Origin of the sequence: Phaeovulum sp., assembly GCF_047638075.1 — a bacterium.
GTDB lineage: Bacteria > Pseudomonadota > Alphaproteobacteria > Rhodobacterales > Rhodobacteraceae > UBA6197.
In genome coordinates this window covers 1-11,782 of the sequence record NZ_JBLJBV010000069.1, presented here as the reverse complement: position 1 = coordinate 11,782, position 11,782 = coordinate 1, and the positions used below count along the sequence as shown (strand labels likewise).

The window sequence follows — 11,782 nt, the reverse complement described above, 5'->3', positions numbered from 1 at the left end:
AAAGCTGACCGAAATTGGGTGAAAAAAACGGCTTGATCAAGACGGATACTCGAAGGGTTCATTCAACCGGCGTTTCCTGTTGACATTGTATACACTTGGGTTGATTCGGACGATCCAACGTTTCAGGTCCAGTTGCAAAAACACCTGCACCCTGATTCTCCGTTCAAAGTCGAGGCAGTCTACGAATCGCGCTTCAAGAGTCGCGATGAACTGAGATACAGCCTTCGTTCTATTTTCGACTACGCTCCATGGGTAAGAAACATATTTATTGTCACCAACGGACAGGTGCCAACCTGGCTTGACGTGGATCATGACCGTGTCAGGGTTGTGCCGCATCGGGAAATCATTCCTGCGGAGTACTTGCCAACTTTCAACTCGCACGTGATCGAAAGCTGTTTGCACAGGATTCCTGGCCTCGCGGAGCACTACATTTACTTTAACGATGACGTAATGCTTTTGCGAGCGGTCAAGCCGACCGATTTCTTCACCGAGAATGGTCTCATGCATGGTTTCATCTCGAGTGCGTCGATCCCAAACGGACCGAAAGTCCACTCGGATACGCCGTCTATGTGGGCGGCAAAAAATGCCCGTGCGCTAATTCACAACGAAACCGGGTATTACCTCTCACAAAAGTTTGCTCATACCTACCATCCGCAACTAAAATCGGTTGCGGCGGAAAATGAACAACGCTTTGCGACGGCATATCACGAATGCCGGCAAAACAAGTTCCGACAGGACAACGATATTCTTTGCAACAGCTTTCTCAACCCATGTATGGCTTACGTGATGGGTCGAGCTGTTTTTGCAAGGACTCGAGCTTGGTATTTCAACATTCGCGATGTCAGCGCTAAGAATCTCTATACTTCACTTCGGTCAATGCGCGGAAAGCCGAATTGCCCGTATTCGGTTTGTTTGAATGACCACGTTTCGCCCAATGTGGAGCCGAACTTTCCCGAATATGCGCGATATCTACGGGATTTTCTCGAGTGGTACTATCCAACGAAAGCACCCGCTGAACGGGCAGATGAGAGCGTTGCGGTCGTTTCTGATTTGTTAGCGGACGCCGATGACGGCGAGGACGGGCGCCCGCGGGTGACAGCCGCCTCGAACGGCGCGTGACTGGCTACCAAGTCGCGAACTCATCTTCAAAAGGCCACATGGTGCTTGCCACTTCCCGCCTGCGCAAACTTCCCCAATGGCTTGCCGTCATGTCGCGGCGGCTCTTTCTTCCCGCCGGGGCGCCGGGGCGGGCGTGGATGGCGACCTCGATGGATCTGTGCGACCATCCAACGCTGCCTGCGCTTCTTGGCTTTGCGCCCGCGTTCCACAGCCGCCTTCTGCCGTCGCGGGCGGCGGTCTATCTGGGCTGGGGGCGCAAATGGTCGGGCCGCCGGGCGGTGGCGATCGCGGCGTCGGCCGGGGCGGAGTTTCGGTTGCTGGAAGACGGGTTCTTGCGTTCGGTCGGGCGGGATGACCCGCCGTTGTCACTGATCTTTGATAAACGCGGGGTCCACTATGACGCGGCGGGCCCTTCGGATCTGGAAGCGCTGATTGCGGCCCCTTGTGACGCCGATAAGAGGGCGAGGGCCGGGCGGCTGATGGCCGAATGGTGCCGCAACCGTGTGTCAAAATACAACGCCGCGCGCGATTGCGCGGGGGCGCTGCCGCAGCCCTATGTGCTCGTCGTCGATCAGGTCGCGGGGGATCTGTCGATCGGCTACGGGCTTGCCGGCCCCGAGGCGTTCACGCGAATGCTTGATGCCGCGCTTGCGGAAAACCCGGGCAAGACGGTTGTCGTCAAGCTTCACCCCGACGCGCTGAGCCGGGGCGGGCGAAGCCATTTCAACCCGGCAACCCTTGCCGCGATGCCACGGGTCCGGGTGGTTGCTGAAAACTGCCACCCGGCGGGGCTGATCGAAGGGGCCGAGGCCGTCTATACGGTCACATCGCAGGTTGGGTTTGAGGCGCTGATCTGGGGCAAGCGGGTGCGCACATTCGGGATGCCGTTCTACGCCGGTTGGGGCCTGACCGAAGACGATCTGCCGCCACCCGCACGTCGCGGCCGGGCGAGCCTTGCGCAACTTGTCCACGCGGCGCTGGTTGCCTATCCGCGATACCTGCATCCGGAAAGCGGCACGGCTTGCGAGGTTGAGGATGTTTTGGCCCATATCGGATTGCAGCGCCGAATGCGGCAGCGATTTCCCGAGATAGTTTACGCCACCGGATTTTCGCGCTGGAAACGGCCGGTGTTACGGCGCTTTTTGCAAGGCTCCGAGGTCAGGTTTGTCCGCTCGGTGGGCGAGGTTCCCAAAGCGGGGACGTTGGTTCGTTGGGGCAGTGCTGCGGTGCCCGAACGGCCCGATATCCGGGTGTTGCGCATCGAGGATGGGTTCATCCGGTCTTCCGGCCTTGGCGCCGATCTGATTGCGCCCCTGTCGTGGGTCATCGACGATGAGGGGCTTTACTACGATGCCTCTCACCCGTCGCGGCTGGAAACCCTGCTGCAGACAACCGCGTTTGATCCTGCCATGACGGATCGCGCCCGACAACTGCGTGAGGCGTTGATACGAACCGGCGTGACCAAGTACAACCTGAACGGCCCGGGCTGGCAGCGGCCCGATGGTGTGGCGCGCGTGATCCTGGTTCCGGGTCAGGTCGAAAACGATGCATCAATACGGCTGGGCGCGGGTGCGGTACAGACCAATCTTGCGCTGTTGCAGCGGGTCCGGGCCGCCAATCCAGGCGCCTATATCGTTTACAAGCCGCATCCCGACGTTGTGGCGGGTTTGCGCCGGGCAGCAACCCTAGTGGGCGCCGCCCCTTTTGATGAGATTGTGACGGATTGCGATCCGGCAATCATGATCGCGCAGGTTGACGAGGTTCATACGATCACGTCGCTTTTGGGGTTTGAGGCGCTTTTGCGCGGGGTGCCGGTTACCTGCTACGGGCGACCGTTTTACGCGGGTTGGGGGCTGACGGCGGATCTTTGCCCGATTGCGCGCCGCACGCGGCGGCTTTCGCTCGATGAACTGGTGGCGGGCGCGCTGATCGACTATCCGACCTATGTCAGCCGACGAAGTGTTGCGTTCACAACACCGGAAACGGCGGTCAGGGAACTGGTTGCATGGCGTGCCACGGGGCCATCACGAATGAGTTTTGGACGCCGGATGTTGCGCAGCATGCTTCAGCTGTGGGTGGCGTCGGGACTAAGGAGCAACGCATAGAATGACTGTCGGAAAAACCGAGACGCCCAACCCCAGCGCCCGCACCGAAGCCGCCCAGCCTGCCCGTACGGTCGTATCGTTGGCGCGCCCGCGCACAGAGCCCGCGACAGCACCGCGCCCGCAACAAAGGCGCCGTCGCTGGCTGGCGCTGTCGTTCGCGCTTTTCGTATTCTTGCCGTCCGTGTTTGGCACGTTTTACTACGCCGTGATTGCCTCTGGTCGGTATGTTGCGGGGGCGGGTTTTGCAATTCGCGGTATGGACGGGGGCGGCGGGCTGGATGTTGTGGGGGCGTTTACGGGTCTTGCAGCGGGCGGTTCCACGGCCTCGGATTCTTATATCGTTCTAAAGTATCTCAAAAGCCGTGATATTCTGGACCAGCTTCAGAAAGATTTCGCGTTCCGCGAAAAGTTCGGCGCGGATGATGTCGACTATCTGTCGCGGCTAAACCCGGATCGGTCTGTCGAAAAGACTGTCGATTATTGGGATAGTATGATTGCGACAAGTTTTGATGCCACATCCGGGATCATCACCTTCAACGTTGATGCTTTTGCGCCCGAAGACGCAAATCAGTTGGCAAACCTTATTCTCGACTATGTGCAAACGCTCGTGAACCGCCTGTCTGAAACCGCGCGCCACGACTCGGTTCAGTTTGCCGAGGCAGAGGTGGCCCGTGCCGAGGCACGTCTGCGCGAGGTGTTGCAGCAGGTCAGGATTTTTCGAGACCAAAGACAGTCGATAGATCCGGCGGCAAGCGCGCAGTTGCATATTGAACTGCTGGGCGCTTTGAAAAAGGAGCTTATCGATATCCGTGCCGGGCTTGCCGCGTTTGGCCCCGGTGTTGCGGACAGCTCGCCCGCCAAGACCTCTTTGCGCCGTCGTGCCGAAGCTGTGGAAGCACAGATTGCCGAACAGTCCGAGGTGGACGCCAGCGTTGATCCGGATTCGGCATTGTCAGGCCTGCTTGCCGCCTACGAGGCGCTGGAAGTCGAAAAAACCTTTGCTGAACAGACCTACGCCTCTGCGCTGTCTTCATTGGAGCAGGCGCGGGTCGAGGCAGATCGAAAGCAGCGCTATCTGGCCGTCTATAGCTACCCTGCGCTTCCCGAAGACGCCATCTACCCCCGCCGGATGCGCAATATTCTGATGATCATAAGCATCTCCATTTGCCTTTGGGGGATCGGCACGCTGATCGCCTATTCGGTGCGTGATCATATGTCGTGATGAAGCAGATGGGTCGGGTATTACTTCTTCAGGCCAGGGTGATCGGTACGCTGGTTCTTCGTGAAACGAGGGCCAGTTTTGGCACGTCACAGTTTGGCTATCTTTGGGCGATCATCACGCCCGCAGCCGGCGTTGCCGTCCTGGTCATGCTTTTTTCGGTTATCGGTCGCCAACCTCCCTTTGGCTCCAGTCTTGCACTGTTTTTCGCGACCGGAATCTTGACGCTGGAGTTTTATACCAAGTTATCGAATACGCTGATGACGACTTTCGATGCCAACAAGGCATTGCTGACCTATCCCCTGATCAAGGAAACCGATGCGATTTTCGCGCGTGTGATTCTGATCAGCGCGACATATCTTCTGATCATGATCCTGTTTTACGGTGGTTTGATCGTTCTGGGGTTGGCTGAACTGCCTGTTTATCCCGAGCAGCTGATGTTCGCTTTTGCTGCCACTACTCTTTTCGGTTTTGGCATGGGCACGCTTAACGCGGTGGTCGTCTCGCTTTGGGATTCGTGGTCGCATATTGAAAAGATTCTTACGCGGCCGCTTTTCTTTCTTTCCGGTGTTTTCTACATCCCCAGCAATCTGCCGCCCGAGGCTGTCGCCGCTTTGAGGTGGAACCCGGTCCTGCATCTCGTTGAATGGTTTCGCGCAGGGTATTACACAAATTATGATTCCAGCGTGCTTGACCGCAGCTACCCTCTTGGGCTGGCCATGCTGTTCATCCTTCTTGGGCTTGGAGGCGAGCGACTTTACCGCAAAAAGAGGACGCGAGTGTGATTGAACTTGATGATGTTTCCAAGTCCTACGCGCTTAAAGGTGTGCGTAAGGTGATTTTGGACAGGTTGAGCTTTCGTTTCCCAAAAGGGCGCAATGTCGCGATCATGGGGCATAACGGTGCGGGAAAATCGACGCTGATGCGTCTGATCGCGGGTGCCGAAGAACCTGACAGTGGCCGTATCCGTCGATCGGTCAGCGTGTCCTGGCCGCTTGGTTTTACCGGGGGTTTCAATGGTTCCATGACCGGTTTGGAAAATGTGCGCTTTGTGTCGCGCATCTATGGTCAGGATACCGAAGCAGTCATTGATCAAGTCGAAGAGTTTGCAGAGCTTGGCCCTTCGCTCCGGCTGCCAATCAAGACCTATTCAAGCGGGATGCGCGCGCGCCTTGCCTTTGGGCTTTCTATGGCGATCAACTTCGACTGCTATCTGATCGACGAAATCACCGCTGTCGGGGACGAAAACTTTAAACGCAAAAGCCAGCGTGTGTTCAAAGACAAACTTGCGCGAAGCCGCATTATCATGATCTCGCATTCTGCTTCTGCGATCAAAAGCTATTGCGATTGCGGCCTGTTTTTGACGGTGGGCGGTATTTATTTTTACGATGATGTTAATGAACTGCTGGCAGACTACAGCCGTGCGCAGGCGTGACCGCCGATTCTATGATCCAAGGGGGTGATCAACCAAACAGCTTGAAACCCGGTCAGAACATATTCTTGAAAGGTCGTAAAACCATCTTGAAAGGCAAGCTCACCTGATCCGGCGTTTGCCCGAGGTCGACAAATTCGGCGTGGCTCCCGAACAAAAACTCAGGCCGGAAAAGGCCACTGGTTCAGTCAACTCAAAAGGCGATCATGGAATTTGAAAAAGCCAATGCTCAAAAAGACGACATCACTTCCTGTGTCTTGATGAAACTGGCGATTTTACTGGTGGTGGCACCTGTGCCGCTCCAGATGAACCCGCCGGCGATCATACCCAGCGCTACAACTGCCGCAGTCAGCACGACCCAATCCACCGTCACGGCACCGTCTTCAGCGCGATGAAAGCTGCGTAGGTGCTGGCGGATCAACGTCATACTATGGGTTCCTTGTCCGGTATTGGCGGGGACGGCTGTGTCCCTAAGCAGCATGATGCACATTGGCAGCACGTTTCGACGTAGATCACGCAATAGCGCATGACAGCTTTTGTAAAAAAGGCCGCCCCCGAAGGTGCGGCCTTCGATTTTCAAGGCAATAGATCAGAACGTGGTCTTGACCGACGCCGTGTTCAGGTAGCTAGAGATTTTAGAGGTCAGGGTTCCGGTTTGCTCACGGACCATGATCAGCGCGGCGGCGCCCAGGCCGACAACGGCTGCGGTCAGCACGACCCAGTCAACAGTTACGGCGCCGTCTTCTTCGTCGTGGAATTTCTTGGTGAGTTTGAAGAATTTCATTTGGGTCTCTCCTAGGGTCTGGGTTGCTCAATCCGCTCCGTGTCATTGGCCGCCTTCGTTCTGGCCTCTTCGTCTCGGCATGTCCCTATATGGCCGTCTGATGGTGGCAGGATTTGGGCAGGTGCACGGCATTTTCACGAACGGCATTTTTTTAGCTGGAGATTATTGTAACCATATGTAAAATAACCGTAAATTATTTTATCTTTTATTAACGCTTACCCTGCCTGCTGTGGCCGAAAGGTCAATCCATAGGTCGAATTGGGGTCAATCGGCGGATTTTCTGGCCTTTGGTGCAGGTTTGCGGGATAGTGAAAAAAACGAAGAATAACCGAGGCAAGGCAGGAACGGCGCGACAATGCGCAATTGGGCAAGTGCATTCATGATCTGTGCGGCGGTTTATGCTGTGCCGGCTGCGGCTGAGGATGGCCCGCAGCCCTATCCTCAGTTTACCGCCAAAAGAATTGGTGTGCCAAAGCCGGGCACGCGAAAGCTCATCACCATCCAGATCGACCCCGAAGAACAAAAACGCGCGCTGGCCGCCCGGCTGCAAGAACCCTGGGCACCGGTGACTGCCCCCTCGGCTACCCCAAGGGCTGTGGGGTCCTATGCGTGGTATTGGCAGGCGGTTTCGCCCGGTCTGGGCGACAAGGCGGGGCGCTTTGCCAAGGCGCTTGCCGCGCTGAGCCAGGGCCCCTCGGGGGCGGCTGTGTCCGCGCCGCGGCTTCAGCACATGCAAGAGATCGCCGCCCGGCATGGCACAGACATCTTAAGCGCCACGATCGGCACTGAGGTGTCGCCCGCACTGGTGTTGGCGGTGATTGGAATTGAATCGGGTGGCCGTATTGATGCGGTATCTTCGTCGGGGGCGGTGGGGCTGATGCAGTTGATCCCTGCTACGGCGGCGCGCTTCAAGGTTACGGATAGCACGGACCCGGTGCAGAATATCAAGGGCGGTGTCGCGTACCTTGATTGGTTGATGAAAGAGTTTGACCGTGACCCGCTAATGGTGATTGCGGCCTATAATTCTGGCGAGAACGCTGTAAAGAAGAACGGTGGCGTGCCGCCCTATGCCGAAACACGGGATTATGTGCCCAAGGTGCTGGCCGCGTGGGGTGTGGCGCGTGGATTGTGCCGCACGCCGCCAGAGCTGGTAACGGACGGTTGCGTTTTTGCCGTGAAAGGGTAGTCCATGGCTGAAATGAAGCCGCTTGTGCTGGATGTGGATGGCACATTCCTGAAAACCGACCTGCTGTTTGAGGCCTTTTGGGCGGGCTTGGGGCGTGACCCGCTGGCTACGTTGCGCATCTGCGTGCAGCACTTTGGTCATCGTGCACGGTTGAAGGCTGAACTGGCCGAAATTGCACAGCTGCGAACTGATCTCTTGCCCGTCAATCCGGCGGTGGCGGAACTGGCACTGAATTCACAGGCCGCAGGGCGCGAAGTGGTTTTGGCTTCAGCCTCGGACCGGGCGCAGGTGGCGCAACTGGCGGCGGATTACGGGTTGTCGCAGACGGTTTTTGCCTCGGATGGGGTGACCAACCTGAAAGGTCGCGCCAAGGCCGAGGCGTTGGTGGCCACCTTTGGCGAGGCGGGCTTTGACTACGCAGGGAATGCGGGCATTGACATGCCGATTTGGGACCAGGCTGAAAACGCGCTGGTGGTGGGCCGTGTGCCTGCCAGCGACAGCTTGGCCCAGCGCGGCAAGAACGTGGTGACGCTACCCGGTGGCTGGTCGTTCAGGGGGCTTATCAAGGCGCTGCGCCCGCACCAGTGGGTCAAGAACGTGCTGCTGCTGCTGCCGATGATTGCGTCGCACCGCTTTGATATGGAAACCCTGCTGCCGATTGTGCTGGGTATGGTCGCTTTTTCGGCTGCTGCCTCGTCGATCTACATCGTCAATGACCTGTTGGATCTTGAGGCCGACCGCCTGCACCCTACGAAATGCCGCAGGCCCTTTGCCAGCGGGGCGGTACCGATCGCGGTGGGGATGATCGCCAGCCTGTTTCTGGCCGCGCTCGCGCTGGGTATTGGTGCGGCGCTGAATGGGGCGTTTTTGGGTGCGGTCGTGCTTTATATGGTCACGTCACTGGCCTATTCGCTGCGGCTGAAGCGGATGCGCTGGGTAGATATCGCAACGCTGGCCGGGCTTTATACCATTCGGGTGGTCGCAGGGGCGGCGGCGGGGCAAGTTGAGGTCTCGGTCTATATGTTGATCTTCATCTTCCCGGTGTTTGTGGCTTTGGGCTGCGTCAAACGCCTGACAGAGCTGACTTTGGCCACCAATGATGACCGCCTTCCGGGGCGTGGCTATGGCCGGCCGGACAGGCCAGACCTGTTGAACGTGGCGGGGCTGGGCGTGTTTGGGGCCCTGTTGATCTTTTTCCTCTATTCCGTTTCGGATCAGGGCCACGCGCTTTACCCCGATACCTGGCTTTTGTGGGTTGCGCTGATCCCGATGGCGTGGTGGCTGATCCGCATGGTTGTGCTGGGCTGGTTTGGCAAGCAAGACTATGATCCGATCGTCTTTGCGCTGCGCGACAAGCTGGGTTTAGGAATACTGATGATCACGCTCAGCCTGATGTTCTGGGCGGCTGGAATATGGGCGCAGTGGTTTGGCGGCTGACATTCCGCTGGTCTTGGCAGGGGCTTCTTTGCAAGATCGGGGGCAGGGGGGCATGGCATGCTGTATCTAGGGCTGCATATTGTGCTGATGGTGGCCATTTCGCTGCGGATATTGCTGCGCGACGATCTTGGCCCGGCCAGCCGTATGGCGTGGTTTATCGTTGTGGCGATGCTGCCGGCGCTAGGGATCGGGCTCTATTTCCTGTTTGGTGAGGTTACCTTGGGGCGCGCCGCGACAGCGCGGCACCATGCGGTTTCAAGGCGCGTACATGCAGGCGCAGGTTCGGCCCTGGGCAGCCGTGAGGCGATTGACCGGATGATCGCGCCGGAATACCGCGCAGCGTTTCATTACGCCGCCTCGATCAACGGGTTTGGGCTGACCACGGGCAACGCGGCCGAACTGATGCCTGATGCGGCGGGTGCGCGGGCCCGGCTGGTTGCCGATATTGACGCCGCGACCCGCCAGGTGGACGTGCTTTACTACATCTGGCTGGACGACCAAACCGGCACCAATGTTGCCGAGGCACTGATCCGCGCGGCAAAGCGCGGGGTAGAGTGCCGCGCAATGGCTGATAGTCTGGGCGCGCGGGCGATCATTCGTTCGCCGCTTTGGCAGCGGATGCAGGATGCAGGCGTCAAAACGGCGGTGGCGTTACCGATTGGCAATCTGCTTTACACGCTGATCTTCAGCCGGATAGATCTGCGCAATCATCGCAAGATCACGGTGATTGACGGGCAGATTTCGCATTGTGGCAGCCAGAACTGCGCGGACCCCGAATTTCGCGTCAAACCGGCCTTTGCGCCTTGGGTTGATGTGATGCTACGGGTTACCGGGCCGGTGGTGGCGCAAAACCAGTTGCTCTTCGCCAGCGACTGGTTGCTTCACGCGGATGCTGCGGGTGATGAGGATGCCATCTCGACCTCTGCCCTGCCTGTGGCCGATGGGTTTCCGGCCCTGATCATGGGCGACGGGCCCACCGAGCGGGGGGCGGCGACGCCGCAACTATTTTCCGTTCTGATCCAATCGGCACGCGAAACGCTGACCATCTCTACCCCCTATTTCGTGCCGGATGCGACCGTGCTTGAGGCGATCTGCGCAACTGCACTACGGGGGGTGCAGGTGCGGATCATCTTTCCGCAGCGCAATGATTCGTGGATCGTCTCGGCCGCAAGCCGCAGCTATTACCGCAAACTTCTGCGCGCAGGGGTTGAGATTTTTGAATTCTGCGACGGGCTTTTACATGCCAAAACGCTGACCATTGACGGGCAGGTCAGCTTTTTGGGGTCATCCAATATGGACCTGCGCAGCTTTGGGCTGAATTACGAAAACAACATCCTGCTGCAGGACGCGGCAACCACCGCTGCCCTTTTGGTCCGGCAAGCCGATTACGTCGCCGCCTCAACCCGGGTGGTGCTGCCCGAGGTGGAGGCTTGGCCCATGTATCGGCGTGTCTGGAACAACGTCATCTCAACTATCGGCCCGGTTCTTTAGCGGGCCTTGGGGCGGTCAGATCTTCATCTTCTTGAAGATCGGTTCGGGGATGGTGCGGATGATCAGCATGATATAGCGCCAGAAAAACGGCGTGTAGATCGTGTTGCGGCGTCTTTTGACGGCCCGCAAAATGTCACCCGCCACATCGTCTGGCGAGGCGACCAGAAACAGGCCGGGCAGCCCCCAGGTCATGGCGGTATCGACAAAGCCGGGCTTCACGGTGACGACATGCCCACCCGCCCGCGTCAGCCGGTTGCGCAGGCCCGACAGATAGGTATGAAACCCCGCCTTGGCCGCGCCGTAGACATAGTTGCCAATGCGCCCCCGGTCGCCCGCAACCGAGCCTACGCCCACAACGGTGCCCCCGCCGCGCGCCTCTTGCAAGGGCGCCAATAGTTGCAAGACCTGCGCCGGGCCGACGAAACTGTCGGTTACTGTGCCGCCAATCAGCGCAGGATCTGCGTCGATTGACGCCTGATCGGGCATGGATCCGGCAAAGACAGCGGCGTTCAATTCGCCCTCTTCAGCCTCCAGGCGCTCGATCAGGGCGGTGAAACCCTCGGGGTTGCGGGTGTCAAACGCCATTGGCTCGGCCAGACGGGCACCGCGCAGGCGGCAATCCTCGGCCAGAAGGGCCAGCTCGGGCAGGTCGCGCCCAGCTAAAAGCAGCCCGGCCCCGTCGGCGGCAAGGCGGCGCGCAAAGGCCCGTGCCATGGCTGACGTGGCGCCAAGGATGATCCAGGTGGTGTTCATGGGGCGCTCCTTAGGTTCAGACGGCGCACGAGGTCAGTTTCAAGGTGGCGGTCGGGGTCGGCCTGCGCGACCTCGGCCTGCCAATCGGGCAACTCGGGATACATCGCGCGGATATCGGCACCGGTTCCCAAGCCATCCTTGGCAAAGTAAAGCCGCCCACCAGCGTTTGCCGTGCGTTCCTCCAGCCGCCGGATCAGGGATCGGGCTTCGTCGCGGTTGGGAAAGTCGATCGCCAGCGTATACCCCGCCATCGGGA

General features: G+C 58.7%; 11 protein-coding genes and 2 pseudogenes. 9 read left to right on the top strand and 4 right to left on the bottom strand.

What is annotated here, in order from left to right; translation table 11 throughout:
* Positions 1-45: 45 nt before the first annotated feature.
* The 6 genes and pseudogenes from ACM62R_RS11065 to ACM62R_RS11040 all read left to right on the top strand — a co-directional run.
* A pseudogene (locus ACM62R_RS11065) lies at positions 46-132 on the top strand (Stealth CR1 domain-containing protein); the annotation flags it as partial.
* A complete protein-coding gene (locus tag ACM62R_RS11060; protein WP_415184115.1) occupies positions 133-1,119 on the top strand; it encodes a hypothetical protein in 987 nt (328 codons plus the stop codon).
* Between the two features lie 89 nt (positions 1,120-1,208).
* The gene (locus ACM62R_RS11055) at positions 1,209-3,224 is read left to right on the top strand and encodes a capsular polysaccharide biosynthesis protein (RefSeq protein WP_415184114.1); all 2,016 of its coding nucleotides are present in this window, start codon (positions 1,209-1,211) and stop codon (positions 3,222-3,224) included.
* A 1-nt stretch (position 3,225) separates the two neighbouring features.
* Positions 3,226-4,446, top strand: coding sequence for a hypothetical protein (locus tag ACM62R_RS11050; protein ID WP_415184113.1), 1,221 nt, complete (start codon positions 3,226-3,228; stop codon positions 4,444-4,446).
* Positions 4,446-5,228, top strand: a complete 783-nt coding sequence (locus ACM62R_RS11045; RefSeq protein WP_415184112.1) for an ABC transporter permease — start codon at positions 4,446-4,448, stop codon at positions 5,226-5,228. Before ACM62R_RS11050 ends, ACM62R_RS11045 begins: the two co-directional genes overlap by 1 nt.
* A complete protein-coding gene (locus ACM62R_RS11040) occupies positions 5,225-5,878 on the top strand; it encodes an ABC transporter ATP-binding protein (RefSeq protein WP_415184111.1) in 654 nt (217 codons plus the stop codon). Before ACM62R_RS11045 ends, ACM62R_RS11040 begins: the two co-directional genes overlap by 4 nt.
* Positions 5,879-6,104: 226 nt before the next feature.
* Here ACM62R_RS11040 and ACM62R_RS11035 read toward each other — a convergent pair whose 3' ends face one another.
* Positions 6,105-6,302 (bottom strand): hypothetical protein, encoded by a 198-nt coding sequence (locus tag ACM62R_RS11035; protein ID WP_415184110.1) that lies wholly within the window; start codon positions 6,300-6,302, stop codon positions 6,105-6,107.
* A 162-nt stretch (positions 6,303-6,464) separates the two neighbouring features.
* Complete coding sequence (locus ACM62R_RS11030; RefSeq protein ID WP_415184109.1) at positions 6,465-6,659, bottom strand: hypothetical protein; 195 nt, start codon at positions 6,657-6,659, stop codon at positions 6,465-6,467.
* Between the two features lie 355 nt (positions 6,660-7,014).
* Between ACM62R_RS11030 and ACM62R_RS11025 the strand changes: the two genes are divergently transcribed.
* Genes ACM62R_RS11025 through cls form a run of 3 tightly spaced genes read left to right on the top strand, consistent with a single transcriptional unit; the run spans position 7,015 to position 10,773 of the window.
* Positions 7,015-7,845: a lytic transglycosylase domain-containing protein gene (locus tag ACM62R_RS11025; RefSeq protein WP_415184108.1), complete on the top strand. Its 831-nt coding sequence runs from the start codon at positions 7,015-7,017 to the stop codon at positions 7,843-7,845.
* A 3-nt stretch (positions 7,846-7,848) separates the two neighbouring features.
* Positions 7,849-9,282 (top strand): UbiA family prenyltransferase, encoded by a 1,434-nt coding sequence (locus tag ACM62R_RS11020; protein WP_415184107.1) that lies wholly within the window; start codon positions 7,849-7,851, stop codon positions 9,280-9,282.
* A 57-nt stretch (positions 9,283-9,339) separates the two neighbouring features.
* Positions 9,340-10,773 carry a cardiolipin synthase gene (cls, locus tag ACM62R_RS11015; RefSeq protein ID WP_415184106.1) on the top strand — a complete coding sequence of 478 codons (1,434 nt, stop codon included), beginning with the start codon at positions 9,340-9,342 and terminating at the stop codon, positions 10,771-10,773.
* 15 nt (positions 10,774-10,788) lie between these two features.
* Here the strand turns inward: cls and ACM62R_RS11010 are convergent, their stop codons facing one another.
* Together ACM62R_RS11010 and ACM62R_RS11005 are read right to left on the bottom strand one after the other, a co-directional pair.
* Entirely contained in the window at positions 10,789-11,526 is a 738-nt protein-coding gene (locus ACM62R_RS11010; protein WP_415184105.1) for an SDR family NAD(P)-dependent oxidoreductase, read from the bottom strand.
* Positions 11,523-11,782 (bottom strand): annotated as a pseudogene (locus ACM62R_RS11005) (FAD-binding oxidoreductase); the annotation flags it as partial. The pseudogene ACM62R_RS11005 and the gene ACM62R_RS11010, both read right to left, overlap by 4 nt.